Genomic DNA, 23,998 nt, shown 5'->3' with positions numbered 1-23,998 from the left:
ATCGCCGCTGTCAATGTCGTCTTGCCGTGGTCAACGTGGCCGATTGTGCCGATGTTAACGTGCGGTTTATTACGTTCAAACTTTGCCTTAGCCATGATGGCCTCCTTGGATATTCAAATTATGTGAGGCCCCGGACCAAAGCCCGGGGCGTGCCTGACCCGTCGGGTTAGGCGTATTTCTTTTGGATCTCGTCAGACAGGTTCTGCGGCACTGCTTCGTAGTGGTCGAACTGCATCGAGAAGTTCGCGCGGCCCGAAGACATAGAGCGCAACGTGTTGATGTAGCCGAACATGTTTGCCAGCGGCACCATTGCGTCGATAACGATGGCAACGCCACGTGTGTCTTGCCCTTGAACCATGCCCCGACGTGATGTCAGGTCACCGATGATGCCACCGGTATAATCTTCAGGGGTCACAACTTCGACCTTCATGATCGGCTCGAGCAATTTCGCGCCAGCCTTGCGCATACCTTCACGCATACACATGCGGGCAGCGATTTCGAACGCAAGAATGCTGGAGTCAACATCGTGGAACTTACCGTCAAGCAGCTGAACCTTAAAGTCGATCACAGGGAAGCCAGCCAACGGGCCGCTGTCCATAACCGATTTAATGCCTTTTTCAACGCCCGGGATGTATTCCTTAGGCACAGCACCACCAACGATCAGCGATTCAAACGAGAACCCTTCACCTGGCTCTGTTGGCATGATGTTCAGTTTCACTTCACCGAACTGACCAGAACCACCGGACTGTTTCTTGTGGGTGTAGCTATGTTCGACCGCGTGACCAATGGTTTCACGGTAGGCCACTTGTGGCGCACCGATGTTCGCCTCGACCTTGAATTCGCGACGCATACGGTCGACAAGAATATCAAGGTGAAGTTCGCCCATGCCCTTCATGATGGTCTGGCCTGATTCAAGGTCAGTTTCCACGCGGAAAGACGGATCTTCGGCAGCCAGACGTTGCAGGGCAAGGCCCATTTTCTCTTGGTCGCCTTTGGTCTTCGGCTCGACAGCGATTTCGATCACTGGCTCAGGGAAGGTCATCGTTTCCAGAACAACCGGCTCGCTTTGCGCACAAAGTGTGTCACCTGTTGTTGTGTTTTTCAGACCGCCCAATGCAATGATGTCGCCCGCAAACGCTTCCGTGATTTCTTCACGGTTGTTCGAGTGCATCATCATCATACGGCCGACACGCTCTTTGTTACCCTTGGTAGAGTTGAGCATGGTGTCGCCCTTGGAGAGAACACCGGAGTAGATCCGTGTGAATGTCAGCGAGCCAACAAACGGGTCGTTCATGATTTTGAACGCCAAAGCAGAGAACGCCATGCTATCATCCGCACGACGCGGGATATTACGTGTTTCTGTTTCGTCGCCTGGCTCGAAGCCCATGTAGTCAACAACGTCAAGCGGGCTTGGCAGATAGTCGACAACCGCGTTCAGCAATGGCTGTACGCCTTTGTTTTTGAACGCAGAACCGCCCAGGACCGGTACGAATGACAGGCTCAGACAGGCCTTGCGGATCAATGCGCGCAGCGTTTTCACGTCTGGCTCATTGCCTTCAAGATAGGCTTCCATCGCGTCGTCATCTTGTTCGACCGCAGCTTCGATCAGCTTTTCACGCCATTCAGCAGCCTGATCAGCAAGGGATTCGCGCACAGGTGCCTTAACCCATGATGCGCCCAGATCGTCGCCTTCCCACAGCCATTCTTCCATGGTCACAAGATCAACAAGACCTTCAAGTTCGGTCTCGGCACCGATCGGGAACGCAATAGGGATCGCGCGCGCGCCGGTACGGTCTTCGACCATGGTCACACATTTAAAGAAGTCTGCGCCGGTTTTGTCCATTTTGTTGACAAAAACCATACGCGGAACTTTGTAGCGGTCAGCCTGACGCCAAACAGTTTCGGTTTGTGGTTCAACGCCGGCGTTGCCGTCAAGAACAACAACCGCACCATCCAGAACCGCCAGCGAACGCTCAACTTCGATAGTAAAGTCAACGTGGCCGGGGGTGTCGATGATGTTCATGCGGTGCTTGAGGGAATCAGGCTCTACGCCGTTCTCTGTGCGTTCCCAGAATGTTGTCGTCGCAGCAGAGGTAATTGTAATACCCCGTTCCTGCTCTTGCTCCATCCAGTCCATTGTCGCCGCGCCGTCATGCACTTCGCCGATGTTGTGGGATTTACCTGTGTAAAACAGAATACGCTCTGAACATGTGGTTTTACCCGCATCAATATGCGCAATAATACCAAAGTTCCGGTAGCGTTCGAGGGGATAGTCGCGTGCCATATCAGGTGCTTCCTATTACCAGCGGTAGTGGCTGAATGCTTTGTTCGCATCGGCCATTTTGTGGGTGTCTTCGCGTTTCTTAACGGCTGTACCGCGGCCGTTGACGGCATCGATCAGCTCGCCTGCGAGGCGTTCTTCCATTGTGTTTTCGTTGCGTTTTTTCGCAGCAGTAATCAACCAACGGATAGCCAGCGCTTCGCGGCGCTCGGGGCGCACTTCGACAGGCACCTGATATGTCGCACCACCGACGCGGCGCGAACGCACTTCGACGGATGGTTTGATGTTATCCAGCGCTTCGTGGAAGACTTCCACAGGGGATTTCTTCAGCTTGTCTTCAACGCGGTCAAATGCGTTGTAAACGATGCGCTCGGCTACGGATTTCTTACCATCGATCATGAGGTTGTTCATGAACTTGGTCAGGATGATATCGCCAAACTTTGCGTCTGGCAGAACTGCGCGTTTTTCAGCGGCGTGACGACGTGACATCTATAGTATTCCTTACTTAGGACGCTTCGCGCCGTACTTCGAACGGCGTTGCTTACGGTCTTTGACACCTTGGGTATCAAGCACACCGCGCAGAATGTGGTAACGCACACCTGGCAAATCTTTTACACGGCCGCCGCGGATCAGAACCACAGAGTGTTCCTGAAGGTTGTGGCTTTCACCGGGGATGTAAGAGATGACTTCGAAACCGTTTGTCAGGCGCACTTTGGCAACCTTACGCATCGCAGAGTTCGGTTTCTTTGGTGTCGTTGTATAAACGCGCGTACAGACGCCGCGTTTTTGTGGGCAGCCTTCCATATGCTGCGACTTTGATCGTGTAACTTTTGGCTGGCGCGGTTTGCGGATCAGCTGCTGAATCGTTGGCATCGTTTGATGTTCCCATCTATTCACATGTGTGCGCCCTTGCGGGAGCGGTTTCAAAATACTTTTCGTCTTCGAAAAGCACAAAAATTCCGCAGTCGAACCCTTACCGGAGGTTCGGTGCGGTTGGGCTACAGAGGAACAAGACAATAGGCGTCCGGTTCTTGACCACTCAACTTTGATATCGGAACAAAAGAGGGTATCCCCCTAGTCCGGATGTGCGGCGTATAGGCGGAGTCGCACAGGCTGTCAACCGCCGCAAACCCTGCCCTATCGGGGCGATGGCACAGCGGTGTGACGTACCCGCAGCCGGCTTTCGCGGTAAAGCGTAAACAGCCCCGTTACCACAACAACCCCTGCCCCTGTCAGCGTCAACATATTGGGCCATTCGCCAAACACCACAACCCCGAGAACCAGCGCCACGACCAAGGCAGTATAGCGGAAAGGGGCAACAAAACTGATCTCGCCCCAGCGCATTGCCGTGACCGAACAGATATAGCCGCAAATCAGGAAACCCGTCGCACCCATCAGCTGCAAGGATGCTTTGGGCGACAGCTCCACCGACTCGGTGAACAAAGAACCCACTGCCCCCAGCATGGTCACCCCTATGGCCGCAATCAGCGCCACAAAGACCGAAGGCACGTCGCGCGACATCCGCCGCACCACGATGTCACGCAAGGTGACGCAGGCCACAGCACAAAGCGCATAAAGGCTATAGTGGTTGAAATCGCCGCCGCCCGGCTGGACAATCAGCAACACGCCCGCGAATCCCACGCTGATTGCCGCCATCCGGCGCCAGCCCAATGGTTCACCCAAAAAAACCGTCGCGCTCAGGCTTACGGCCAGTGGCAAAGATTGCAAGATCGCGCTGACATTGGCGATCGGCATATTGAACAGGGCGGTCAGAAAGAAAAACGTACCGCCCACCTCGCCCAAGGTGCGGACAATGATCAGCGCCCATTCGCGCCGCGGCAAATCAAAGCGCAACTGCCCCAGCAGTTTGCACATGATCACCAAACAAATGATCGCACCAATGCCACGGACAAGCACCGCCTCGAACAACGGCACCTCGTCCGACAAAGCCTTCATAAAGGCGTCATTGACTGTATAGGCGCACATGCCCGCCACCATTAGGAAAGCACCGCGTAGATTTTCTGAAAACGGGGTCATGGAATATCCCTAGCAATTGCGATTTGCGCTGACTAGCCAGCAACGGACCTAGTGGGGCATAGAAGCGACCCCCACAAAAAAGGCCCCCGCGATTGCGAGGGCCTTTTTCATGTTCTGTTACGTGTCTTACGCGTCGTCGCCTTCGGATGTGGCGACGGGTGCAAATACGTCGTCTTCGGACGGTGCAACCGGTGCCGCGAGGGCTGCGGCTTGCTCCGCTTCGATCCGGCGAGCGTCAAGAACGACGTTATCACGATCCAACGCCACTTTGCGCATTTGCTGTGTCGCGCCGCCCGTACCCGCAGGGATCAAACGACCCACGATGACGTTCTCTTTGAGGCCGATCAGTTTATCACGTTTGCCCTGCACCGAAGATTCGGTCAGCACGCGTGTGGTTTCCTGGAACGACGCCGCAGAGATGAACGACCGCGTTTGCAGCGATGCCTTGGTGATCCCCAAAAGGATCGGCTCGCCGGTTGCCGGACGATCACCGCGTTTGATTGCCTTTTCGTTGGCTTCATCAAACTCGGCTTTATCAACGTTTTCGCCTTTGAGCAGAACAGTGTCACCGCTGTCCTGGATCTCCCATTTCTGGAGCATCTGACGCACGATAACTTCGATGTGCTTATCGTTGATCTTAACGCCCTGCAGACGGTAAACGTCCTGGACTTCGTCGATCATATAGTCAGCCAAGGCTTCGACACCCATAACCGCAAGAATATCGTGCGGCGCAGGGTTGCCGTCCATGATGTAATCGCCCTTGTGAACAAAATCACCTTCCGCAACCGGAATGTGTTTGCCCTTTGGCACCATGTATTCGACCTTCACGTCTGAATCTTCGGCCGATTCAATCGCGATGCGGCGTTTGTTCTTATAGTCCTTGCCAAAGCGCACGTAGCCATCGATTTCAGCGATGATTGCGTGGTCTTTTGGACGACGGGCTTCGAACAGTTCGGCAACACGTGGTAGACCACCGGTAATGTCCTTGGTTTTCGCGCCTTCACGTGGAATGCGCGCAACAACGTCACCGGCTTTGACTTCTTCGCCGTCTTCGACCGACAGAACCGCATCAACTGACATGCCATAGGAAACGGGGTTGCCGTCGTCTTTCAACGCAGGCTCGCCATCCGGACCGACCACGATGATTTTCGGGGCCAGTTCGTTGCCTTTTGGTGCTGCACGCCAGTCAGCCACGATGCGCTGGGTCATACCCGTTGCATCATCGGTGTCTTCGCGCACAGCAATCCCGTTAACCAGATCGACGTATTTCGCCTTACCTGATTTTTCCGCGATGATCGGCAGCGTATATGGATCCCATTCGAACAGCTTGTCGCCGCGCAGGATGTCCTGCCCTTCGGTTACAAACACCTTAGAGCCGTAACCGACCTTGTGGTTGGCAAGCTCTGTGCCTTCGGCATCAGTGATCGACAGGGTCATGTTCCGGCCCATCACCACCATTTCGCCAGCCGCATTTTCCAGCAAAGATGCGTTATCGAAACGGATCTTACCGGGCTGTGACGCCTCTTGGAACGACTGCTGGCCACCTTGGGCAACACCACCAATGTGGAATGTCCGCATGGTCAGCTGTGTACCGGGTTCACCGATCGACTGCGCCGCGATGATGCCGACGGCCTCACCGATGTTGACACGTGTACCGCGTGCAAGGTCACGACCATAGCACATCGCACAAACACCGTCTTCGGCTTCACAGGTCAGCGGGCTGCGGATACGCATTTTGCTGATGCCTGCGATGTCGATCATGTCTGATTTGCGCTCGTCGATCAGCTCGCCTGCTTCGACGATCACCTCGTCGGTGCCGGGCTTGAGAACATCATCAGCAGAAACACGACCAAGGACGCGTTCTGCCAGTGACGATACAACCTCACCGTCGTTGACGGCGGCTTCGGCTGTGATCGCACGTTCTGTGCCACAATCAACTTCGCGGACGATGCAATCTTGGGCAACGTCAACCAGACGACGGGTCAGGTAACCCGAGTTCGCCGTTTTCAAAGCGGTATCCGACAGACCCTTACGGGCACCGTGGGTCGAGTTGAAGTACTCGAGAACGGTCAGACCTTCTTTAAAGTTCGAGATGATCGGCGTTTCGATGATTTCGCCGTTCGGCTTGGCCATCAAACCGCGCATACCGCCCAGCTGTTTCATCTGTGTGACAGAACCACGCGCACCGGAGTGGGCCATCATGTAAACAGAGTTCGGCTCGTTTTCAGCGCCGGCAGCATCGTGGCCGGAATCCGAAATTGTCGACATCATCGCATCGGTGACTTTGTCGTTACACTTAGACCAGGCATCCACAACTTTGTTGTACTTTTCGCCCTGTGTGATCAGGCCGTCCATGTACTGCTGTTCAAAGTCTTTCACGAGATCGCGCGTTTCTTCGACCAGCGGCCATTTGGTGTCAGGGACAACCATGTCGTCCTTACCAAAGGAAATACCGGCTTTGAACGCTTCGCGGAAGCCCATCGTCATGATCTGGTCACAGAAGATGACCGATTCCTTCTGACCGCAATAACGGTAGACGGTATCAATGATCTGCTGGACTTCTTTCTTGCGCAGCAAGCGGTTGACCAAGGCAAATGGCGCTTTTGCATTCATCGGCAAAAGACCACCAAGCCGCATACGGCCCGGGGTGGTTTCAAAGCGAACCATCACTTCGTTACCTTCTTCGTCGATCTGCGGCATACGTGCAGAAATCTTGGCGTGCAGATGCACAGCGCCCGCGTTGAGCGCGTGTTCGACTTCTTCGATGTCGCGGAACTCCATACCTTCGCCCTTCATGCCTTTGCGCATGATGGTCGTGTAATAGAGACCCAAAATCATATCCTGTGACGGCACGATAATCGGCGCACCGTTGGCAGGGGACAAAACGTTGTTTGTCGACATCATCAAGACGCGAGCTTCGAGCTGCGCTTCGAGTGAAAGCGGCACGTGAACAGCCATTTGGTCGCCATCAAAATCCGCGTTAAACGCAGAACAGACAAGCGGGTGCAGTTGGATCGCCTTACCTTCGATCAGGATGGGTTCAAACGCCTGAATGCCCAGACGGTGCAGGGTTGGCGCACGGTTCAGGAACACAGGGTGTTCGCGGATCACCTCGTCCAGAATATCCCAGACTTCGGGCCGTTCTTTTTCGACAAGCTTTTTGGCTTGCTTCACAGTGGAAGACAGACCTTTGGCTTCAAGGCGCGAATAGATGAACGGCTTGAACAACTCGAGCGCCATCTTTTTCGGCAGACCACATTGGTGCAGCTTCAACTCTGGACCGGTCACAATGACCGAACGACCGGAAAAGTCGACGCGTTTCCCCAAAAGGTTCTGACGGAAGCGACCTTGCTTACCTTTCAGCATGTCGGACAGTGATTTCAACGGACGCTTGTTGGCGCCAGTAATCACACGGCCACGACGGCCGTTGTCAAACAGCGCATCGACAGATTCCTGCAACATCCGCTTTTCGTTACGCACGATAATGTCAGGTGCGCGCAATTCGATCAGACGCTTCAGACGGTTGTTGCGGTTGATCACGCGGCGGTACAGATCGTTCAGATCGGATGTCGCAAAGCGGCCACCATCAAGTGGCACTAGCGGGCGCAGCTCTGGCGGGATCACGGGGATCACGGTCATGACCATCCATTCCGGACGGTTGCCGGATTCAAGGAAGTTCTCGACGATCTTCAGGCGCTTGATGATCTTCTTGGGCTTCAATTCGCCTGTGGCTTCTTTGAGGTCCGCGCGCAATTGCTCGGCTTCGCCTTCCAGATCAATCTGGGACAGCATTTCGCGGATCGCTTCAGCGCCGATATTGGCTTGGAACGCGTCCATGCCATACAGATCCTGCGCGTCGTTGAATTCTTCTTCGGTCATCAACTGGCCGTAAGTCAGGTCAGTCAGGCCGGGTTCGATCACAACGTAGTTTTCGAAATACAAGATACGCTCGAGATCGCGCAGCGTCATGTCCAGCATCAGGCCAATGCGGGATGGCAGCGATTTCAGGAACCAAATGTGCGCAACAGGCGCTGCCAGTTCGATATGGCCCATGCGTTCGCGGCGGACCTTTTGCAGCGTTACTTCCACACCACATTTTTCGCAGACAACACCGCGATATTTCATGCGCTTATATTTGCCACACAGACATTCGTAGTCTTTGATCGGGCCAAAAATACGCGCGCAGAACAGACCGTCACGTTCGGGTTTGAACGTGCGGTAGTTGATGGTTTCGGGCTTTTTGATCTCACCGAACGACCATGACAGGATGCGTTCGGGAGATGCCAAAGACACCTTGATTTCGTCAAACGTTTTCGCCGGCGTGAGCGGGTTAAACGGGTTGTTTGTCAGTTCCTGGTTCATATCGATACCTTTTCAGTATGGCGGGAGGGGGGAGGCAGACTTTCGATGAAAGTCTGCACACAAAGTTTCTGCGAAACTTTGCTACTCCTCATCCTCCGCATCCAGGAGTTCCATGTTGAGGCCGAGGCCCCGGACTTCTTTCACGAGCACGTTGAACGACTCTGGGACGCCTGCCTCAAAGTTGTCTTCGCCCTTGACGATGCTTTCGTAGACTTTCGTCCGGCCTGCAACGTCATCCGACTTCACGGTCAGCATCTCTTGCAGGGTGTAAGCAGCGCCATATGCTTCAAGCGCCCAGACTTCCATTTCCCCGAAACGCTGACCACCGAACTGGGCTTTACCACCCAGCGGCTGTTGCGTGACAAGGCTGTAAGGCCCGGTAGACCGTGCGTGGATCTTATCGTCGACCAAGTGGTGCAGTTTCAGCAGGTATTTCACACCCACAGTCACCTTGCGGCTAAACTGTTCACCGGTACGGCCGTCAAACAGGACCGACTGACCGGATGTATCAAAACCAGCACGACGCAAGCTGTCGTTCACGTCTGCTTCTTTTGCGCCATCAAAGACAGGTGTCGCAATCGGCACACCGCGGACAACATTGCCTGCAGCTTCGACGATTTGATCCTCATCCATGCCAGCGATGCCTTCGTCATAGACATCATCGCCATAGACGATTTTCATCGCATCGCGCACAGGTGTCAGATCACCAGAGCGACGGTATTCTCCCAGCGCGTCATCAATTTGCAGACCCAAGCCGCGTGCGGCCCAGCCCATGTGACACTCGAGAATCTGACCGACGTTCATCCGTGAAGGCACACCCAGCGGGTTCAGACAGAAATCAACCGGCGTACCATCGGCAAGGAACGGCATGTCTTCCATTGGTACAACCTTGGAAATAACACCTTTGTTCCCGTGACGACCCGCCATCTTATCGCCCGGTTGCAGCTTGCGCTTCACCGCGACAAAGACTTTGACCATCTTCATCACACCCGGTGGCAAATCATCACCACGACGGACTTTCTCGACTTTGTCTTCAAAGCGCGCGTCCATGGCTTTCTTCTGGATTTCATACTGTTCGTTCAGGGCTTCAACGACCTGTGCGTCAGCTTCATCCTTCAGGGCAACCTGCCACCATTGACCGCGGCTAAGCTCGGCCAGCGCTTCTTCGGTAACAATCGAATTCGCCTTAAAGCCGCGTGGACCTTTGACCGCTTCTTTGCCGATGATCATCGATTTCAGACGCGCATAGATGTTGCGGTCAAGGATGAGCATTTCATCGTCACGGTCACGGGCCAGACGTTCGACCTCTTCGCGTTCGATCTGCAGCGCGCGTTCGTCTTTTTCCACGCCGTGGCGGTTAAAGACGCGTACTTCAACAACGGTCCCGAAATCACCTGGCTTCACGCGCAGCGATGTATCGCGCACGTCAGATGCTTTTTCACCAAAGATGGCGCGCAGAAGCTTTTCTTCTGGTGTCATCGGGCTTTCGCCTTTTGGTGTGATCTTACCAACCAGAATGTCACCTGGCTCTACTTCGGCACCGATGTACACGATGCCAGCCTCGTCGAGGTTACGCAGCGCTTCTTCACCAACGTTCGGAATATCGCGTGTGATTTCTTCTGGCCCAAGCTTTGTATCACGCGCAGCGACTTCGAATTCTTCGATGTGGATCGAAGTGAAGACGTCATCACGTGTAATGCGCTCAGAGATCAGGATCGAATCTTCGTAGTTGTAGCCGTTCCAAGGCATAAACGCGACGACCACGTTTTTACCCAAAGCCAATTCACCGATATCCGTGGACGGACCATCGGCAATAACTTCGCCTTTCAGAACCGTATCACCCACCTTCACCAGCGGACGCTGGTTGATGCAGGTGTTTTGGTTTGAACGCTGGAATTTGCGCATGCGGTAAATATCAACGCCCGCATCGCCCAGTTCCAGATCATGCGTCGCACGAATAACGATACGCTGCGCATCAACTTGGTCGATGATACCCGCGCGTTTCGCCATGATCGCCGCACCTGAATCGCGTGCCACAACTTCTTCGATACCGGTACCCACAAGCGGGGCCTCGGCTTGAAGCAATGGAACAGCCTGACGCATCATGTTCGAACCCATCAGGGCCCGGTTCGCATCGTCGTTTTCAAGGAACGGGATCAAAGACGCCGCAACAGAGACAAGCTGCTTTGGTGAAACGTCGATCAGGTCAACGTTTTCACGTGGGGCAAGCGTGTAGTCACCGTTCATACGTGTCGACACGAGGTCGTTGTTGAACCCGCCATCTTCGTTCAAGTTCGCGTTGGCCTGCGCAACGGTGTGACGCATTTCTTCGGTCGCGGACATGTATTGCACATCATCCGTTACCTTGCCGTCGACAACCTTGCGGTATGGCGTTTCGATAAAGCCGTATTTGTTCACGCGTGCGAATGTCGCAAGCGAGTTGATCAGACCAATGTTCGGCCCCTCGGGCGTTTCAATCGGACACATACGACCGTAGTGGGTCGGGTGAACGTCACGAACTTCAAAGCCAGCACGTTCACGTGTCAAACCGCCGGGCCCAAGCGCAGAAAGACGACGCTTGTGCGTGACTTCCGACAGCGGGTTGGTTTGGTCCATGAACTGTGACAATTGGCTTGAGCCAAAGAATTCACGTACCGCCGCAGCCGCAGGTTTTGCGTTGATCAGGTCTTGTGGCATCACCGTGTCGATTTCGACAGATGACATACGTTCCTTGATCGCGCGCTCCATGCGCAGCAGACCAACACGGTACTGGTTTTCCATCAATTCGCCGACAGAACGGACACGACGGTTACCAAGGTGGTCAATATCGTCGATATCGCCTTTGCCGTCGCGCAGTTCGACCAGTGCCTTGATACAGGCGACGATGTCTTCCTTGCGCAGGGTGCGCATGGTGTCTTCGGCATCCAGATCAAGACGCATGTTCATTTTCACGCGGCCGACTGCAGACAGGTCGTAACGCTCTGAATCAAAGAACAGCGTGTCAAACAGGGCTGAAGCAGAATCAACGGTCGGTGGCTCGCCGGGGCGCATCACGCGGTAGATATCCATCAACGCGGTTTCGCGGTTCATGTTTTTATCGGACGCCATCGTGTTGCGCATATAGGCGCCAACATTGATGTTATCGATATCCAGCACAGGGATCGTGGTGATGCCCGCATCAACCAGATCTTTCAATGTGCCGCCGATTACGTCGCCCGCTTTGTCGACTTCGACAGTCAACTCGTCACCCGCTTCGACATAGATCGCGCCGGTTTCTTCGTTGATGATGTCAGTCGAAACAAATTTGCCGATGATTTGCGCGTATGGGACCAGCAGATCAGTGACAGACCCTTCGTCGATCAGTTTCTTGACCGAACGCGGGGTTACTTTTTCACCAGCTTTTGCGATCACTTCGCCTGTTTTCGCATCAACAAGATCATAGACAGGGCGGGTGCCGCGCACACGCTCTGGGAAGAACTTTGTCTGCCAGGCCATCGCTTTGGTATCAAGGTGATACTCGACGGTGTCGTAATAGGCATTCATGATGCCTTCCTGGTCCAGACCCAGCGCATAAAGCAGGGTGGTCACAGGCAATTTGCGACGGCGGTCGATCCGGCAGAACACAAGGTCCTTGGCATCAAATTCAAAGTCCAGCCAGCTGCCGCGGTATGGGATAATGCGGCACGCAAACAGCAATTTGCCCGAAGAATGGGTCTTGCCCTTGTCGTGGTCAAAGAACACGCCCGGAGAACGGTGCATTTGGGACACGATCACGCGCTCTGTGCCGTTCACGACAAATGTGCCGTTCGGGGTCATCAAAGGCATGTCGCCCATGAACACGTCTTGTTCCTTGATGTCTTTGACAGACTTGTTGCCTGTATCTTCGTCCACATCAAACACGATCAAACGCAGGGTCACCTTGAGCGGCGCGCTATACGTCATGTCGCGCTGCATGCACTCTTCGACATCGTATTTCGGCTTTTCAAGTTCGTATTTCACGAACTCGAGCAACGCGGTTTCGTTGAAATCTTTGATCGGAAACACGGATTGGAAGACACCTTTGATGCCTTCGCCGTCAAGCGGTTTGTCACTGTCGCCAGAGCGCAGGAACAGATCATAAGAAGATTTCTGAACCTCAATGAGGTTCGGCATTTCAAGCACTTCACGGATTTTGCCGTAGTACTTGCGCAGGCGTTTCTGACCAAGGAAAGTAGAAGCCATAAGCGGTGTCACCTTTTGTTTGTCTCTCGAATAATGCATCGCCCGGGCCGCGACACATCACCCATTTGACCGGGGGTTTGATGTCTATTCGTGGCTGCCGTCCCACCGGCACCCTCCCGACATCTCAAACCTACCCAAGAGGACGGTCAGCAATTGGCCGACCTCTAAGACAGGTTCGGCTGGACGCACATTCCTGTGCGCCCAGCCATATTTTTAGGGCAAAGCAAGCTCTGCCGAGAACGGGCTTAGGCCAGTTCTACTTCAGCGCCAACTGCTTCGAGTTTCGCTTTGATTTCGTCGGCTTCTGCTTTTGCAACGCCTTCTTTGATCTTGCCGCCAGCTTCAACCAGATCTTTCGCTTCTTTCAGGCCAAGACCTGTCAGACCGCGAACTTCCTTGATCACGTTGATCTTGGAAGCGCCGGCGTTCTTCAGAACGACGTCGAATTCAGTTTTTTCTTCTGCAGCTTCAGCAGCGGCAGCAGGACCGGCAACAGCAACTGCACCAGCAGCTGGCTCGATGCCATACTCATCCTTCAGGATGGTTTTCAGTTCTTGTGCTTCGAGAAGGGTCAGACCAACAATCTCTTCAGCCAGTTTTTTCAGATCAGCCATTTTATGCTTTCCGTTCGTTTTAAGTGTGTTCCAACGTCAGGGCATCGCCCCAAGTCAATTCAGATGCTTTATGCAGCTTTCTCTTCGATGGTCGAAAGAATGCTCGCGATGTTCGAAGCAGGCGCGCCAATGGCCCCGGCAATGTTCGCAGCAGGTGCACCAATGCAGCCAACGATAGAAGCAATAAGCTCCTCGCGTGACGGCATACCGGCAACAGCTTTAACACCAGCAGGATCCAATGCTGTATCGCCCATAGCACCGCCAAGAACGACAAGCTTGTCGTTCTCTTTAGCGTATGTATCCATGACCTTCGCAGCAGCGACAGGGTCTTCGGAATAAGCGATAACAGTCATACCCTCGAGGTAGGTCGCGATGCTTGCGCATGGCTTACCCTCAAGAGCGATTTTGGCGAGCTTGTTCTTGGCAACGCGTACGGAACCGCCCGCGTCACGCATGTTCGCGCGCAGGTCCTGCATTTCAGCAACTGTCATGCCTTCGTAGCGGGCAACCACTACGACGCCAGAGCTTTCAAAGATCTGGCCGAGATCGTCGACCAGCTGTTCTTTTTGTGCTCTATCCACAGTTTTACTCCAAGTTTGGCGCTGGGTTAGGCCCAGCACCGGCTCTAATTTTGTCACACGGCAAGCCGCCCGACAGTCTACAGTCCATGTAAACGGGGCGCTCAAATTGCCGAGGCGAGCCTCAAAAATCTGATCTATCCCGCCTCAGGCAGGAATTAGCGGCAAAACTGCCTACCCACCGTCTCGGACGAATAAAGGCCCGAACGAATCGATCACTCGGGCCCCCAAGAGCTACTATCGGCTATCGCAACTTTTTAAAAGCGCTTTTTGTCAGTCTCGGCTGCCACTTGCACAGTGCCGACTGCCGTGATCTTGAGATTGGTCGTCGAGACGCCATCCGTGCGACCAAGATAGATCACTTCACAATGCTCTTTGAGCGCATCAAACTTGCCGGCCCAGTCATCGCCCATGGCAAAGGCCTGCGCACCAAAATGTTGCACGTCATGCGGTTTTTGTTCCCAATTGTTTTCAGGAAAAACAACATCGACATAACGGCAGGCCTCAAGAATTTCCGCGCGTTCCGTATAGGGCATGACACATTTCTTGCCCTTGATCGCGTTAAACTCATCGGTCGAACAACCAACGATCACGGTCTCGGCCATCGCGGAAAGGCGTCTTAACAACCGCACATGTCCCACATGGAACAAATCAAACGTGCCATAAGTGATGATCGATTTATACCGCTTCACCATTCCACTCCGCTAAGAAGGTCGCAAACTTTTTCTTTTGCGGGCCCCACGGAAAAGCGAACCGCGGGTCTGGGATTCTCCAGTCCTTGCCATAGTTGACCTCGAGCACGGTTTCCGGATTTGCCGGGATCGGCAGGCCGCTCACTGCGCATTTGCCCAGCGGCAGAACGTCCCGTCGCGTAAAATCCCCGAAGCTATACGGGAACACTTTGTAACGGCGCCACGCACCATATGCCGGAAAGACATCAACCTGAAAGCCGCCAATTTTGGGCAGTTTCAGGATTGCGCCACTTTCGCGAAGCGACTGATCACCAAGCCCCAGCGCGATCAATTTATCTGCAAGCTGGCTAAATTCTTGTGCCGCGCCAACGTCTGTATTCGATTTCAACACAACAGCAAGATCAATATCGTCATCATGCGCAATCGGGGCCTTGTCGCGTACAAGCCCTAGCAAAGTGCCCGAATTTGCAAAGACCTCGTAGCCCAGGTCATGAAACTGCGCGATCAGCTTATGAATGCCCGCATATATTTCCTTGGGATCGTGGTCACCCAGCCGATCAGTCGTGTATCCGTGTGCAGTAAAATACACCCCGTCAAGCGCGCCTTCAAGAAACGCTTCAAAGGATAGCAGTTCTGCTTCCTCACCGGCCTCTCGGCGCCGCCGACCAAGCCGTGCCATACGCGTATTTGCCCGAGCAGGATGTGTGCGGCCAAAGACAGCTGTCATCACATATGCCTCCAAATACGCGGTTGTCCGTTTTGCGACCCGACTCATTTCGTCAAGGGTCTTAAGCCGTGACTTCGGGTCGTCAATTTCCGCGCCGCCTGAAAGGGCTGCTTTGGCCTCCGCGTGATAACCCGCGACAATTTCCATTTCGGTTTCAGTCATATTGTAACAAATCAGCCTTTTCGATGCGGAACTCAACCCTTGGCACAAAAAAACCAGGCACGACATGCGCGCCTGGCTCTGATTATCAGTGCTGTCTGGAGCAAAAACCCCAGATCAACTTATTCGTTGCCAGTCGCCGATGCGACGTCAACGGATACGCCTGGGCCCATTGTCGAGCTGACGGCGATCTTTTTCATGTAGGTGCCTTTGGCGCCTGTTGGGCGGGCTTTGCTAACCGCGTCAACAAATGCCAGCATGTTTTCTTCCAATTGCTTGGCAGAGAAAGATGCCTTGCCGATACCAGCGTGTACAACACCGGCTTTTTCAGCTTTGAACTGCACTTCGCCGCCTTTGGCAGCTTCAACAGCGGCTTTGACGTCCATTGTTACAGTACCAACGCGCGGGTTTGGCATCAGGTTGCGTGGGCCCAGAACTTTACCCAGACGACCAACAACACCCATCATGTCAGGGGTCGCGATACAACGATCAAAGTCGATCTTGCCGCCTTGGATTGTTTCCATCAGGTCTTCTGCGCCAACGATGTCTGCGCCAGCTGCCTTTGCTTCGTCCGCTTTTTCGCCACGTGCAAATACTGCAACACGTACAGTTTTGCCGGTGCCGTTTGGCAGGCTAACAGTGCCACGGACCATTTGGTCAGCGTGACGTGGATCAACACCCAACTGCATTGCGATTTCGACGGTTTCGTCAAATTTCGCTTTTGCGTTGTCTTTGACCAGCGCAACAGCCTCGGTGACTGATACGTTGTGCTTGCCTGCGAATGCTGCGCGTGCGGCTGTAGTGCGCTTACCGAATTTTGCCATTACTTGACCTCCACGCCCATAGAGCGGGCAGAACCCGCGATGATCAGCATTGCGCCTTCGATGGACGTCGCGTTGAGGTCCTTCATTTTGGCTTCTGCAATTTCACGTACCTGCTTGGCAGTGATCGAACCGGCAACCGCTTTGCCCGGTGTCTTTGAGCCAGAAGTCAGTTTCGCAGCTTTCTTGATGTAATAGGACGCAGGTGGCGTCTTGATTTCCATCGAGAAAGATTTGTCCGCGTAATATGTGATCACGGTCGGGCAAGGTGCGCCAACTTCCATGTCTGCTGTTTTTGCGTTGAACGCTTTACAGAATTCCATGATGTTGATGCCGCGCTGACCCAATGCGGGGCCGACGGGTGGGGATGGGTTTGCTTTACCTGCAGGAACCTGCAGTTTCAGTTGTCCAACAACTTTCTTGGCCATGGGGCCTCTCCTTTTCCAACTCCCGGCACGACGCGTCGCCCGGGACCTAAGTTGTGTGGTCAGGCCAGATCACGCGCGCGCGTCTCGCCTCCCACGGGGGATCCTCCCTTGCGGGTGGATTGGGCGTGCAGGTAGTGAAGTCGCCCGCCCGATGCAAGCCTTTTACGCATTTTTTGTCCGTTCAGGCGAATCCAACCGCCGGAATCGCGCTTCACAGACGTATCAGGTGACAAATGCGCCGCAAGCGCGCATCCTTTAGGGCGAATAGAACAACAGATGCGGCCAAACATATGAAATATTCGCCACTGCTGATTATCTTGCATTGGGTCACATTGCTGCTGATTCTATTTATGGTTTTCACCGGACTGGCGTTCCGGTTCGAATGGGGTGACGCCGGAGCGATACGGGGCCACCAGACAATCGGGCAGCTATTGATTGTCGTGTTGGCGCTGCGCATTCTGGCCAAACTGCGCCAGCGCACACCCTATCAAAACCCCCATCCGTTTTGGGAACGTATTGCGGCCAGAACCACCCACGGCGCGCTATATCTTTGCATGATCGCATTTGTTGTGACGGGGTATATTGCCGCCTCCGGACTGGATCGGCCTGTGCTTGTCTGGCCCGCCGGCAAAGCATTTGCGCGCTCTGATACGGGCGAAATGATCCTTGAATGGCACTATGCGCTCAAATGGGTGCTTTTGGCGCTTGTCACCCTGCATGTGCTGGGTGCGCTGAAACATCTGTTTTGGGACAAAGACGATACTTTCTCTCATATGACACTCCGATCCAGAAAGGACGAAACACAATGCACAAAATGACCCGTCGCCAGGTAATCGCCATGATCCCCAGCAGCACGGTTCTTCTTTGCCCGGCTATTTTGAATGCGCAAACGGAAATTGATACGGATTGGGCCGATATTCCAAGGGACACACCGATCGGTCATAATTCCCTGATCGAAGTACCCGCCGGCCCTGCCGAGATTGAAATCTCTGCGCTGCTTCCCGGCGAAGTGACAGTGATCGCGCGGCCCAGCGAGGACGAAACCTATGCTTCGACCGGCATGATCCAATATGTCGCGGTGCATCACCGGACTGCCGAACAGATCGCCTTTGGCCAAGCAAACGACCGCGCGGGAACCGTACAAAATCCGGCCTATTTTGTGACAAACCTTGTATGTTCACACCGCGGCAAGGCCGTTGGGATCACCGGAAACCCGTCTGCGCCATTTGCCTGCACCGATCGCGGCGGGCGGCATAGTTCCGTCTATGATGCGGCGGGGTTCGGCGTGTCGGGTGCCTCAAAGGATGAATACCTGTCGATTCCCGATTATCAGCTATCGGTTTCGGGTGACACAGTCGTCATCGCACTGGCCTGAACGAAAAAAGGGGGCGCATTTGCACCCCCTTTTTTTGTAAATCTTGCAGGCAGTTGATTACTGCTTGGTCACTTGTGTGAATTCCAATTCTACCGGCGTCGCGCGGCCAAAGATCGACACGGTCACTTTCAGGCGCTGGTTATCTTCGTCGACTTCTTCGACCATACCGTCAAAGTCCTCGAACGGACCTTCGTTCACTTTGACCTTCTCGCCGATATCGAAGTGGATCAGCGTGCGTGGGGCGTCTTCGCCTTCTTGGACGCGGCCAAGGATCGCTTGCACTTCGGCGTCACGCATCGGCATCGGGCGGCCTTGCGGGCCCAAGAAACCGGTGACGCGGTTGATCGAGTTGATCAGGTGATACCCTTCGTCCGACATTTCCATGTGGACCAGTACGTAACCGGGCATAAAGCGGCGCTCGGTCGTCACTTTTTTATTGCGACGGATTTCGATGACTTCTTCGGTTGGAACCAGCACTTCGCCGATTTGCTCGGTCAGGCCTTTTTCTTCCGCTTTAGTCATAATCGCCTCAGCGATCTTCTTCTCGAAGTTTGAGAGAACGCTTACGGAGTACCAACGTTTCGCCATGTGTCAAAGCACCTTGTCGTCGCGGGCCGGAAAAGGCCGCATGTTCAAATTGATCCCGGCGGATCGCCCGCCAGTCCCGAAAATAAAAGCGGCGTGAAGCTCGATTCGCTGCACGCCAATTTTCAGGGGTTTGTGGCTCTTACCGCTGACACCTGATGTTTTCAAGAGGTGACAGGCAAATTCCACAGCTGTTTAGCTACCAAAGTAGTCCAGCACGCCCGTCAATCCGGCACGGATTGCCATATCAACAAGCGAGAAAAACAGCGCACAAACGGCTGCAAGGATAAACACCATGATCGTGGTCAGGATAACTTCGCGGCGGGTTGGCCACACGACCTTTGAGACCTCGGAGCGGACCTCTTGGAAAAACTTGACGGGGTTGGCGATGGCCATGACATATCGTCCTTTGTGGAAACACCCCGCGACATACGGCGTTCGGGGGCCGAATTCAAGCCCAGAGCCGGATCAATCCTGCGCCGGCGATAGCAAGGTCACACCCTGCATTGCGCGGATCACATCAACCTGCGCGCGATAGGTCATATCGGCGAAGTCATGTTCGCGGTCCGAAAACCCGTCGAATCGGGGAAACCCTTGTGCGACAGGAAATGCCTTGGCGGCATCTTTGGCTAGATCACCAGTTGAGCCAGCCTTATGCATCATTAGGATTTGCGCGACGGCCTGCGTTGACAGGCGCGGGTTCACGTGATGCGCAACAGCGGGAATACCTGCGCCAAGCATCTCCTTGCAAATCTTGTCGAACAGAGCGGCATAATCTTCGTATTGCCAGACGACCAACCGACCAACGCCGGGCGTTGCACGCAAACGGGTCACCAGATCGGCCCAGTCGCCGCGCGCCATCGGGACCATTGCCTTAAACGCATCAAAGGGCATGACCTTGTTGCCGCGCAAAAGTTGCGAATAGATCGAATTGATCATGGCTGTCGGGTTGCGAATGCACAGAAACAAATCAATCGGCCTGTCCAACGCGCGTGCAAGCTTTGCAATCTTGATGTTGGCGTTCGGATAGCCGAATTCGATATCGCGGCTGATCGTATGTGCCAATGTGCCGATAAAGTTTTCTTCGCTGAACACAATGCGATCAGCGCCTTTGCGCATCAGCGCAAGCTGGTCTTGGGGCGGGCGTTTGGCGCGGCGGGCGCGCAATCCGAATAGCGCCGAAATCGTACGCCCCGGCAGCCGGAAATGATCCGGCCCGTAATAGCGCACGCCTTGGGCGGCCAGATCATCGGATGCCTGCAAAAGCGACCGCTGCAAATGCGATGTCGCGGTCTTATGCGCGCCGATATGGAACGCAACGCTGAAATCATCTGTGGGCATTGGGTTGGTGATCCTCCGGCACGGCGGCGCTGATCTGGTCTGGCAGGGGCATGGAGACTCGAACTCCAGACCTACGGTTTTGGAGACCGTCGCTCTACCAACTGAGCTATACCCCTAGGACCGGTTGTCGGACTAGTCTGATTTGCGCACCGGATCAAGAGGCAACCCGCACCAGACTTGTCATCGGGCGCAGAAATGTGGAAACAACAGGGCGTCACCCCCAAAAAAGGCAGCCCATCAAGTGTCACTGCGTCGCAAGATCGAAAAGTCGGAATGGCTCGCCGCACGTATCGCGGCGGTTGCAGGCTGGTATCTCGGGCTTTGTGACCGGCGGATCAACTGGCAGACCGAAGGGCTGAAGGACTTGCAAGACGCGCTGGCGCAAGGTCCGGTGTTGTTGGTGATGTGGCATAGCAGGTCGGTCATGGGCGCGCTGCATTGGCCCGTCAACGATGGCCCGCTGTCCAGCCTACACGACGCATCGCCTGTGGGGCGTGTATCAGGCGCGCTGCAACGCCGCGTCGGGCTGCAACCGATGCAGATGGCGCGCAACGGGTCGAATCGGGCAGCCTCGCGGATGGTGCTTAAGCGTGCCAAAGAAGGTGTGAGCATCGGCATGACCGGGGACGGCCCGCTTGGCCCCGCGCTACAGGTCAAGGACGCGCCGATTGATTGGGCGCGCGCCACCGGGATGCCGGTGTTTTGCTATGCTTTTTCAGCGCAAAAGGGTCGGCGGTTGAAGTCTTGGGACCAGATGCTGGTGCCGCGCGCGCGGGGCAAAGGCGCCTATGTTTTTGCGCGGTTCACTGGGCAAACTTCGCGCAAGATGACCCCTACCGAGATTGAAACGCTTCGCCACGACCTGCACCAGTTTATGTGCGCTACAACCGCACGCGCGGATGCGCTACTTGGCCTGCCGCCCGGCCCGTAGCGCCGCAAGATCAGCGCCAACAATCGCCGCTTCTTGCGCGGTGATCGTTGCGATATCCCAATCCCACCAGGCAATTTCTAGCAATGCGGCGATTGTCTCTGGGTCAAAGCGCATGCGGATTACCCGCGCCGGATTACCACCTACAATAGCGTAGTCAGGGATATCCCCCGCAACCACAGCACCCGCCGCAACAATGACGCCATTGCCAACGTAAGCACCGGGCATGATCCGTGCGCCCTGCCCGATCCAGACATCATTCCCAACGACGGTATCCGGTCCGGGTGCGGGCATTGACGGGCTATCGGGGCCACCCGCGGTAAAGATCATAAACGGGAAGCTCGAAAACCCGTCATAGCGGTGGTTGGCCGAAGCCGTGATAAACTGCACCCCATCCGCAATCTGGCAAAACCGACCAATGCGCAGCGATTCGGGTGAAAAATCGTACAGGTATGGCGCCAAATGCGCGGCCCAGTCTTTGGGCGGTACATGCGCGCTGGCATAGGTGTAATCGCCCACGACAAAGCGCGGGTTGGTGATCGCAGGGGCAAGAAAAACTGTCCCCTCATGGGCACTACCGTCATGCAGGCGCACAGGGTGACGCGTGTTAGGCGTAGGAAATGGCATGATGCATCCTTTTTCTGATTGATTTGCGGTCTCAGAACAGGGATTGATCCATTTCAGCCTCCATAGGTTATGGGCAGGTTAGCAGCGGTGCTGCTGTTGGTCTAGTCTGCGAGCTGCGCCAGTTCAGCGGCCATATCGCGGGCTATCGTCTGTGCCTGATTGGGCGCACGGGCGGCCAAAACGCGCAGCCCCAAAAGGTCAGATTGATAGCGGCGGGCCAGTGCCGCGCAATCATGCCGGTCGGCGATATCACCCGCCGCCTGCGCTGCGGCAAACAGCGCCGCAAATTTCTGTTCCATCTGCAAAAGCAAATCATTGGCCACATCGGCCAATGCATGATCCTGGCCCTTTAATTCAAGAAACGTCTTTGCCAACATACAGGCGTGCCCACCCATTGCCGGATCTTCCACGACAATCCGCGGATAGGCCTGCAAAGCTGCCAGCGGGCCTTGTGCTTCGCAAAGTGCGTTGATCTTGTCGCGGCCTTCTTGGGCATATTGGTTCAACGCCAGCTTATAAAGCGCCTCTTTTGATCCGAACGCTGCATAAAAACTGCCCGGCCGTGTGTCCAACGCCGCCTCAAGATCCTTCAGCGATGTGCCTGCCCAGCCGCGTTTCCAAAACACTGTCTTGGCGCGTTTGATCAGGTCTTCTCGGTCATATGTTGCAGTTCGGGCCATTGCGAATCTCATTTTTGAGTGATCGCTCAATTCTATACTTGAATGATCACTCAAAAAAGGTCACTAAGCGGGGAATCATCAACAGAAAGCGAAAAAATGACTGATTTCCCATCACACGATCTCGAAACCGCGCCAGAAGCATCCAAGCCGCTGCTTGAAAAATCACAAAAGGCATTCGGTCGCCTGCCCGGCCTGCACAAGGTGATGGCCGAAAGCCCACAGATGCTTGAAGGTTACCAAGTGCTGCACCACCTGTTCACACAGACCGCATTTGACGCGGATGAAATGACTGTGGTCTGGCAGACCATCAACGTTGAAAACGCTTGCCACTACTGCGTGCCCGCGCACACAGGCATTGCCAAAGCGATGAAAGTTGACGACGCGCTATCCACTGCCCTGCGCGACGAGGCCCCGCTGCCAACAGCAAAACTCGAGGCGCTGCGCACATTCACACTGCGCATGCTACGCGGGCGCGGCAACGTGTCAGAAACCGAAATGCAAGAGTTCTTTGCTGCAGGCTATGGCCACCGCGCGGTGCTGGACGTTGTGTTGGGGCTGGCCCAGAAAACCATGTCCAACTACGTCAACCACGTCGCACAAACCCCTGTCGACGCCCCGATGCAGGCGTTTTTGTGGGAACGCAAAGGCACACCGCTGGCTGTTTAAGACGGATTACGTACGGGCGGCGTAAATGCCGCCCGTGCTTGCGTGGCTTTATCGCGCGATGCGCAGCCGGTGGCGTGATCGTTGATCAGCCCCATCGCCTGCATGAACGCAAAGGCAGTTGTGGGGCCGACAAAGCGCCAGCCGCGCTTTTTCAGCTCTTCTGACAATGCGACTGAGGCAGGCGATGTGCTGCGGGTTTGCGGTATGGCCCCTTCATCCTTGGGTTCGAACCCCCAGATGAACGCGGCAAATGACCCTTCAGCATCGACCAGTTCACAACAGCGTTGCGCATTATTGATCACCGCTTCAATCTTGCCGCGGTGGCGGACAATGCCCGTGTCCTGCAACAGGCGATCCACGTCGCGATCATCAAATTGCGCCATTTTGCGAAAATCGAACCCCGCAAAAGCCGCGCGGAAATTGTCGCGCTTGGTCAGGATCGTGCGCCAGCTCAGGCCCGATTGAAAGCTTTCAAGACAGATTTTTTCGAATAACCGGATATCATCCGCAACCGGATAGCCCCATTCATCATCATGATAGGCGATGTAATCTTCGGTCGCTGCGCACCAGCCACAGCGTGGGATATTGTCATTGGGGGATGTGAAAAGGGTCATGATCTGCACCTGAGTTTTTCAAACATAAGGCAGCTTCGGGTCAGGTGGGTCAAGACCCACCCTACGCGGATGTATTTGAGATCGATCGTAGGATGGGTGCTTGCACCCATCTTGCGCGGATGACAGCGCGGGTGGGGGCGCACCATACAAAAAGGCCGCCCCGTTTCTGGAGCGGCCTTTATTTGTCGTGCGATGGGTGCGAGCACCCATCCTACGGCTTATTCTACGATTTTAGAAACCACGCCGGCGCCGACTGTGCGGC

23 protein-coding genes and 1 tRNA gene are annotated in these 23,998 nt (G+C 54.9%); 4 read left to right on the top strand and 20 right to left on the bottom strand.

Annotated elements, in window-relative coordinates:
• From BM320_RS16170 to rplK, 13 genes are all read right to left on the bottom strand, one after another.
• Window positions 1-95, bottom strand: a 95-nt coding sequence (locus BM320_RS16170) for a GTP-binding protein (RefSeq protein WP_018590913.1), incomplete at its 3' end; no start/stop codon positions are given.
• A 71-nt stretch (window positions 96-166) separates the two neighbouring features.
• A complete protein-coding gene (gene fusA / locus BM320_RS16165; RefSeq protein ID WP_090201852.1) occupies window positions 167-2,284 on the bottom strand; it encodes an elongation factor G in 2,118 nt (705 codons plus the stop codon).
• 15 nt (window positions 2,285-2,299) lie between these two features.
• The gene (gene rpsG, locus BM320_RS16160; RefSeq protein WP_090201851.1) at window positions 2,300-2,770 is read right to left on the bottom strand and encodes a 30S ribosomal protein S7; all 471 of its coding nucleotides are present in this window, start codon (window positions 2,768-2,770) and stop codon (window positions 2,300-2,302) included.
• 12 nt (window positions 2,771-2,782) lie between these two features.
• Complete coding sequence (gene rpsL, locus BM320_RS16155; protein ID WP_055294782.1) at window positions 2,783-3,154, bottom strand: 30S ribosomal protein S12; 372 nt, start codon at window positions 3,152-3,154, stop codon at window positions 2,783-2,785.
• Window positions 3,155-3,418: 264 nt separating this feature from the next.
• Window positions 3,419-4,318 carry a DMT family transporter gene (locus tag BM320_RS16150; RefSeq protein WP_090201850.1) on the bottom strand — a complete coding sequence of 300 codons (900 nt, stop codon included), beginning with the start codon at window positions 4,316-4,318 and terminating at the stop codon, window positions 3,419-3,421.
• 126 nt (window positions 4,319-4,444) lie between these two features.
• Window positions 4,445-8,680 (bottom strand): DNA-directed RNA polymerase subunit beta', encoded by a 4,236-nt coding sequence (gene rpoC / locus BM320_RS16145; RefSeq protein WP_090201849.1) that lies wholly within the window; start codon window positions 8,678-8,680, stop codon window positions 4,445-4,447.
• 81 nt (window positions 8,681-8,761) lie between these two features.
• Complete coding sequence (gene rpoB, locus BM320_RS16140; protein ID WP_090201848.1) at window positions 8,762-12,901, bottom strand: DNA-directed RNA polymerase subunit beta; 4,140 nt, start codon at window positions 12,899-12,901, stop codon at window positions 8,762-8,764.
• 245 nt (window positions 12,902-13,146) lie between these two features.
• Entirely contained in the window at window positions 13,147-13,515 is a 369-nt protein-coding gene (gene rplL / locus BM320_RS16135; protein WP_090201847.1) for a 50S ribosomal protein L7/L12, read from the bottom strand.
• 68 nt (window positions 13,516-13,583) lie between these two features.
• Window positions 13,584-14,096 (bottom strand): 50S ribosomal protein L10, encoded by a 513-nt coding sequence (rplJ, locus tag BM320_RS16130; RefSeq protein WP_090201846.1) that lies wholly within the window; start codon window positions 14,094-14,096, stop codon window positions 13,584-13,586.
• Between the two features lie 254 nt (window positions 14,097-14,350).
• Complete coding sequence (locus BM320_RS16125) at window positions 14,351-14,788, bottom strand: adenylyltransferase/cytidyltransferase family protein (protein ID WP_090201845.1); 438 nt, start codon at window positions 14,786-14,788, stop codon at window positions 14,351-14,353.
• Window positions 14,772-15,674: a LicD family protein gene (locus BM320_RS16310; RefSeq protein WP_131802448.1), complete on the bottom strand. Its 903-nt coding sequence runs from the start codon at window positions 15,672-15,674 to the stop codon at window positions 14,772-14,774. Before BM320_RS16310 ends, BM320_RS16125 begins: the two co-directional genes overlap by 17 nt.
• Before the next feature lie 119 nt (window positions 15,675-15,793).
• Window positions 15,794-16,495: a 50S ribosomal protein L1 gene (gene rplA, locus BM320_RS16115; protein ID WP_090201843.1), complete on the bottom strand. Its 702-nt coding sequence runs from the start codon at window positions 16,493-16,495 to the stop codon at window positions 15,794-15,796.
• Complete coding sequence (gene rplK, locus BM320_RS16110; RefSeq protein WP_090201842.1) at window positions 16,495-16,920, bottom strand: 50S ribosomal protein L11; 426 nt, start codon at window positions 16,918-16,920, stop codon at window positions 16,495-16,497. The genes rplA and rplK overlap by 1 nt, the downstream gene beginning before the upstream one ends.
• 290 nt (window positions 16,921-17,210) lie before the next feature.
• Between rplK and BM320_RS16105 the strand changes: the two genes are divergently transcribed.
• Both BM320_RS16105 and BM320_RS16100 read left to right on the top strand, forming a co-directional pair.
• Window positions 17,211-17,738 (top strand): cytochrome b, encoded by a 528-nt coding sequence (locus BM320_RS16105; RefSeq protein ID WP_165615078.1) that lies wholly within the window; start codon window positions 17,211-17,213, stop codon window positions 17,736-17,738.
• On the top strand, window positions 17,726-18,295 hold the full coding sequence (locus tag BM320_RS16100; protein WP_131802446.1) for a Rieske (2Fe-2S) protein: 570 nt from the start codon (window positions 17,726-17,728) through the stop codon (window positions 18,293-18,295). The genes BM320_RS16105 and BM320_RS16100 overlap by 13 nt, the downstream gene beginning before the upstream one ends.
• A 57-nt stretch (window positions 18,296-18,352) precedes the next feature.
• Here BM320_RS16100 and nusG read toward each other — a convergent pair whose 3' ends face one another.
• The 4 genes from nusG to BM320_RS16080 all read right to left on the bottom strand — a co-directional run bounded on the left by nusG (window position 18,353) and on the right by BM320_RS16080 (window position 20,337).
• A complete protein-coding gene (gene nusG, locus BM320_RS16095; protein WP_090201839.1) occupies window positions 18,353-18,883 on the bottom strand; it encodes a transcription termination/antitermination protein NusG in 531 nt (176 codons plus the stop codon).
• 192 nt (window positions 18,884-19,075) lie between these two features.
• Window positions 19,076-19,276: a preprotein translocase subunit SecE gene (gene secE / locus BM320_RS16090; protein ID WP_090201838.1), complete on the bottom strand. Its 201-nt coding sequence runs from the start codon at window positions 19,274-19,276 to the stop codon at window positions 19,076-19,078.
• Between the two features lie 72 nt (window positions 19,277-19,348).
• Entirely contained in the window at window positions 19,349-20,221 is an 873-nt protein-coding gene (locus BM320_RS16085; RefSeq protein ID WP_090201837.1) for a hypothetical protein, read from the bottom strand.
• A 40-nt stretch (window positions 20,222-20,261) separates the two neighbouring features.
• Window positions 20,262-20,337: transfer RNA gene (locus tag BM320_RS16080), tRNA-Trp, on the bottom strand.
• 125 nt (window positions 20,338-20,462) lie between these two features.
• Between BM320_RS16080 and BM320_RS16075 the strand changes: the two genes are divergently transcribed.
• Window positions 20,463-21,152, top strand: a complete 690-nt coding sequence (locus BM320_RS16075; protein WP_090201836.1) for a lysophospholipid acyltransferase family protein — start codon at window positions 20,463-20,465, stop codon at window positions 21,150-21,152.
• Here BM320_RS16075 and BM320_RS16070 read toward each other — a convergent pair.
• A complete protein-coding gene (locus tag BM320_RS16070) occupies window positions 21,126-21,776 on the bottom strand; it encodes a CatB-related O-acetyltransferase (protein WP_090201835.1) in 651 nt (216 codons plus the stop codon). The two genes, BM320_RS16075 and BM320_RS16070, sit on opposite strands and share 27 nt — an antisense overlap.
• Before the next feature lie 101 nt (window positions 21,777-21,877).
• Complete coding sequence (locus BM320_RS16065) at window positions 21,878-22,456, bottom strand: TetR/AcrR family transcriptional regulator (RefSeq protein ID WP_090201834.1); 579 nt, start codon at window positions 22,454-22,456, stop codon at window positions 21,878-21,880.
• Between the two features lie 96 nt (window positions 22,457-22,552).
• On the opposite strand from BM320_RS16065, the gene BM320_RS16060 reads away from it, so the two are divergent.
• The gene (locus BM320_RS16060) at window positions 22,553-23,122 is read left to right on the top strand and encodes a carboxymuconolactone decarboxylase family protein (protein ID WP_090201833.1); all 570 of its coding nucleotides are present in this window, start codon (window positions 22,553-22,555) and stop codon (window positions 23,120-23,122) included.
• On the opposite strand, the gene BM320_RS16055 is transcribed toward BM320_RS16060, so the two are convergent.
• Window positions 23,119-23,736 carry a DNA-3-methyladenine glycosylase I gene (locus BM320_RS16055; RefSeq protein ID WP_207496961.1) on the bottom strand — a complete coding sequence of 206 codons (618 nt, stop codon included), beginning with the start codon at window positions 23,734-23,736 and terminating at the stop codon, window positions 23,119-23,121. The genes BM320_RS16060 and BM320_RS16055 overlap by 4 nt on opposite strands.
• Between the last annotated feature and the right edge of the window lie 262 nt (window positions 23,737-23,998).

The organism is Yoonia tamlensis (genome assembly GCF_900115105.1).
GTDB classification, from domain to species: Bacteria; Pseudomonadota; Alphaproteobacteria; order Rhodobacterales; family Rhodobacteraceae; genus Yoonia; species Yoonia tamlensis.
The sequence above is the reverse complement of the archived record's forward strand: the minus strand, read 5'-3'. Positions and strand labels throughout refer to the sequence as shown.

Bases quoted from the DNA above. Each gene is read 5' to 3' on its own strand.
- BM320_RS16105 (WP_165615078.1), top strand. From the start codon at position 17,211: ATGAAATATTCGCCACTGCTGATTATCTTGCATTGGGTCACATTGCTG.
- BM320_RS16125 (WP_090201845.1), bottom strand. From the start codon at position 14,788: ATGGTGAAGCGGTATAAATCGATCATCACTTATGGCACGTTTGATTTG.
- rpsG (WP_090201851.1), bottom strand. From the start codon at position 2,770: ATGTCACGTCGTCACGCCGCTGAAAAACGCGCAGTTCTGCCAGACGCA.
- BM320_RS16070 (WP_090201835.1), bottom strand. From the start codon at position 21,776: ATGCCATTTCCTACGCCTAACACGCGTCACCCTGTGCGCCTGCATGAC.
- fusA (WP_090201852.1), bottom strand. From the start codon at position 2,284: ATGGCACGCGACTATCCCCTCGAACGCTACCGGAACTTTGGTATTATT.
- rplA (WP_090201843.1), bottom strand. From the start codon at position 16,495: ATGGCAAAATTCGGTAAGCGCACTACAGCCGCACGCGCAGCATTCGCA.
- BM320_RS16065 (WP_090201834.1), bottom strand. From the start codon at position 22,456: ATGGCCCGAACTGCAACATATGACCGAGAAGACCTGATCAAACGCGCC.
- BM320_RS16310 (WP_131802448.1), bottom strand. From the start codon at position 15,674: ATGACTGAAACCGAAATGGAAATTGTCGCGGGTTATCACGCGGAGGCC.
- rplK (WP_090201842.1), bottom strand. From the start codon at position 16,920: ATGGCCAAGAAAGTTGTTGGACAACTGAAACTGCAGGTTCCTGCAGGT.
- rpsL (WP_055294782.1), bottom strand. From the start codon at position 3,154: ATGCCAACGATTCAGCAGCTGATCCGCAAACCGCGCCAGCCAAAAGTT.
- nusG (WP_090201839.1), bottom strand. From the start codon at position 18,883: ATGGCGAAACGTTGGTACTCCGTAAGCGTTCTCTCAAACTTCGAGAAG.
- rplL (WP_090201847.1), bottom strand. From the start codon at position 13,515: ATGGCTGATCTGAAAAAACTGGCTGAAGAGATTGTTGGTCTGACCCTT.
- BM320_RS16085 (WP_090201837.1), bottom strand. From the start codon at position 20,221: ATGCCCACAGATGATTTCAGCGTTGCGTTCCATATCGGCGCGCATAAG.
- BM320_RS16055 (WP_207496961.1), bottom strand. From the start codon at position 23,736: ATGACCCTTTTCACATCCCCCAATGACAATATCCCACGCTGTGGCTGG.
- rpoC (WP_090201849.1), bottom strand. From the start codon at position 8,680: ATGAACCAGGAACTGACAAACAACCCGTTTAACCCGCTCACGCCGGCG.
- BM320_RS16100 (WP_131802446.1), top strand. From the start codon at position 17,726: ATGCACAAAATGACCCGTCGCCAGGTAATCGCCATGATCCCCAGCAGC.
- rpoB (WP_090201848.1), bottom strand. From the start codon at position 12,901: ATGGCTTCTACTTTCCTTGGTCAGAAACGCCTGCGCAAGTACTACGGC.
- BM320_RS16150 (WP_090201850.1), bottom strand. From the start codon at position 4,318: ATGACCCCGTTTTCAGAAAATCTACGCGGTGCTTTCCTAATGGTGGCG.
- BM320_RS16060 (WP_090201833.1), top strand. From the start codon at position 22,553: ATGACTGATTTCCCATCACACGATCTCGAAACCGCGCCAGAAGCATCC.
- secE (WP_090201838.1), bottom strand. From the start codon at position 19,276: ATGGCCATCGCCAACCCCGTCAAGTTTTTCCAAGAGGTCCGCTCCGAG.